Annotated in this window: 2 protein-coding genes; both read right to left on the reverse strand. The window is 75.6% G+C overall.

What is annotated here, in order from left to right; translation table 11 throughout:
* Nucleotides 1-149 precede the first annotated feature (149 nt).
* Nucleotides 150-1133: an SUMF1/EgtB/PvdO family nonheme iron enzyme gene (locus H5J33_RS31800; protein WP_309485534.1), complete on the reverse strand. Its 984-nt coding sequence runs from the start codon at nucleotides 1131-1133 to the stop codon at nucleotides 150-152.
* On the reverse strand, nucleotides 1130-2282 hold a 1153-nt coding region (locus H5J33_RS31805), incomplete at its 5' end, for an SGNH/GDSL hydrolase family protein (protein ID WP_220212944.1). The genes H5J33_RS31805 and H5J33_RS31800, both read right to left, overlap by 4 nt.

The raw sequence follows: 2282 nt of genomic DNA on the forward strand, positions 1-2282 counted from the left end.
GGCGCCGAGGACGACGCAGCCGACCACGGGGTTGGGGCTGGTCCGGCCGAGCGCGGTCGCGGCCAGCTCGACGGCCCGGCGCATGGCGGACCGCTCCTCCGGTGAGGCGAGGCCCGCCGCGTTACTGTCTGGCGGTTCGTGGTGCCGTGTCACACCGTCTCCGCAAGCCGGAAGCCCATGGCGTAGATGTCGCGGTCGTACCAGCCGTGCCGGCGGCGGGTGCGGGCCAGGTCGCCGAAGCGGGTGAAGCTGCCGCCCCGGGCGATGCGGTACGTGCCCCGGGTGACGGCCAGGTCGTCGGCGACGGCGCTGCCGCCGGGGTAGGGCCGGTAGTCGTCCGCCGTGTACTCCTCGACGTTGCCCGCCATGTCGTGCACGCCGAAGGGCGAGCGTCCGGCCGGGTGGATGCCGATCGGAGTGGTGGACAGCGGCCCGTGCTCCACGGTGTTGGCGCGGTCCGGTCCGAACGCGTCTCCCCAGGGGAACTCCCGGCCCTCGGGTCCGGCCGCGGCGTACTCCCACTCCGCCTCGGTCGGCAGCCGGAAGGCGCGGCCGGTGCGGTCGGCGAGCCAGGCGGCGTAGGCGTCGGCGGCCTCGGGCGGCACGGTCCACACCGGATGGTTGCCGAGCCCGTCGGGATAGCCGCCGAAGCGCCAGGAGGTGGGCAGCGCGGTGCTGCCGGTGTCCTCCAGGAACCGGCGGTACTCGGCGTTGGTGACCGGGTGCAGGGCGATGCGGAACGCCGGCAGGTCGGCCTCGTACACGGGGCACTCCTTGGCGATCCAGTCCTCGATCACCCCGGCGTGCCGCCAGCGCGCGGTGACCCGGGCGACCTGGTCCGCCGCCAGGCCGAGGCGCACCCGGGCGGACGGGATGTCGGCCATGGGCGGGTCCTCGGGGCGGATGCGGGGGTCGCCGATCAGGCCGAGGACGGTGCCGGCGGCGAACCGGCGGGCGAAGGACTGCCCGGGGTCCTCCGCGACCGCGACGAGGGCTTCGGCGGGCACGCCGAGCAGGTCGCGGTGGTCGCGCAGCGGTGCCGGTGGGGTGCGGGCGACGAAGGCGTCGGGCAGCCCCATCGCGGCTCGATCGGAGAGGGTGTTGGGGTTGGCCATCACCGGGGTTCCGGTCACGGGTTCCTCCCGTCGGTGCTCGGCGCGGACACCGCCGGATCGCCGGCGGTGAGCGGGGCGGTGGGGACGGCGTCGGCCACCGCGCGGTAGCCGGCGTCGTTGAGGTGTATGTGGTCACCGCCGTCGAAGACGGCGCGTACCCGCTGCGGGTCGGCGGGGTCGCGGACGGCCGCGTCGAAGTCCGCGACGGCGTCGAAGTCCGGGCTGGTGCGCAGCTCGGCGTTGAGGGCGACCCGCTGCCGCTCGGCCTCGGCCGTCCACAGCGGCGAGTCCTTGAACGGGGTGAGCGTCCCGACGACGACGGGGATGCCGCGCGCGTGCAGCCGCTGCGCGAGGGAGCGCAGCCCGGTCAGCACCTCGTCGGCGCTCGCGAACGGGGCGAGCTGGAGGTCGTTGATGCCTTCGTACAGCACGGCGGCGCGCACCCCGGCCTGGTCGAGCACGTCCCGGTCGAGCCGGCCGAGCGCGCTGGTGCCGCGCTGCGGACGCTCGGTCCCGGTGCCGTCGCGCAGCACCCGGTTGCCGCCGATCCCCTTGTTGAGCACGCCGATGCCCCGGGTGGCGGGGTCGGCGGCGAGACGGCGGGCGAAGGCGTCGGTCCAGCGGCCGTTGCCGTCGAGGGTGGAGCCGGAGCCGTCGGTCTGGGAGTCGCCGAGCGCGACCACGGTGCCGCGGGTGCCCGGTCCGCGCACATCGACGCCGGTCAGGAAGAACCAGGAGGTCTCGCTGCGGGTGAAGGCGTCCGCGCCCTGGTCGCCGGTGTGGTCCCCGGGTTCGGAGACGTAGTTGGTCTGCTGGGCCAGCCAGTGCCAGGTGGCCGGGCCGGTCGGCCGGGGCAGGTGCACGCTCACCAGCAGGTCCGCCCCGGCGGGGGTGTCGTAGGGCAGCGGGTCGCTGACGGCCTGCGCGCCGGCGGGCACGGTGGTGCCGACGGCGCCGCCGAAGGTGACGGAGCGCAGGCTGCCGGGAACGGCCGTCGCGGAGGCGGACGACTCGGCCCGGCCCACCGTGACGCGGCCGAGCACGAGGTCGCCGGTGCCGTGCGCGTTGGACAGCCGCAGCCTCAGCTCACCGCCGCCCACCGAGGTGTGCACGATCATGCGTACGGTGCGGTCGTCGATGCCGGTTTGGGAGATGCCGTCCGGCGCG

The organism is Streptomyces sp. WELS2 (genome assembly GCF_013870595.1).
Classification (GTDB): domain Bacteria; phylum Actinomycetota; class Actinomycetes; order Streptomycetales; family Streptomycetaceae; genus Streptomyces.